This is a genomic window from Janthinobacterium sp. BHSEK (assembly GCF_056174685.1).
In genome coordinates this window covers 1-588 of sequence record NZ_JBWBYV010000252.1, presented here as the reverse complement: position 1 = coordinate 588, position 588 = coordinate 1, and the positions used below count along the sequence as shown (strand labels likewise).

General features: G+C 47.4%; 2 tRNA genes and 1 rRNA gene. All 3 read right to left on the bottom strand.

The features are described 5' to 3' along the window. Positions 1 to 133: ribosomal RNA gene (locus AC0V2Y_RS28860) — 23S ribosomal RNA — on the bottom strand; the annotation flags it as partial. A 240-nt stretch (positions 134 to 373) separates the two neighbouring features. Beyond that, a tRNA-Ala gene (locus tag AC0V2Y_RS28855) sits at positions 374 to 449 on the bottom strand. Positions 450 to 474: 25 nt separating this feature from the next. Further along, a tRNA-Ile gene (locus AC0V2Y_RS28850) sits at positions 475 to 551 on the bottom strand. Between the last annotated feature and the right edge of the window lie 37 nt (positions 552 to 588).

Below are 588 nucleotides of genomic sequence, written 5' to 3'. Positions count from 1 at the left end.
GGTGGGTTGCCCCATTCGGAAATCTGCGGATCAAAGTGTGTTTGCTCACTCCCCGCAGCTTATCGCAAGCTACTACGTCCTTCATCGCCTGTAATCGCCAAGGCATCCACCATGTGCACTTATTCGCTTGTCCCTATAACGTTAGCCTCTTCATTCTTTCAAATGAAAAGAGCGCTACAGGGATAAGAAAGTACAACGTTGTTGCTTGTTTGTTGATACATACAATCATTACCCATCGATCTGCTTGTTACGGCAAACCGATCAATAAATAATCTTTACTTCTTCCAGATTGTTAAAGAACATACAGCACTTGATCTCGAAAAGACCAAACCTAAATCCCGGCGCCATCTGCGCTGATTTACGTTTGAACTTTTGGTGGAGGATGACGGGATCGAACCGACGACCCCCTGCTTGCAAAGCAGGTGCTCTCCCAGCTGAGCTAATCCCCCTAGGGTATTTCCAGACTACAGAAACTGGTAGGGCTGGTTGGACTCGAACCAACGACCCCCGCGTTATCAACACGGTGCTCTAACCAGCTGAGCTACAGCCCCAAATGCTGTTCTTCTTTATTAACAGCCGATAAGTGTG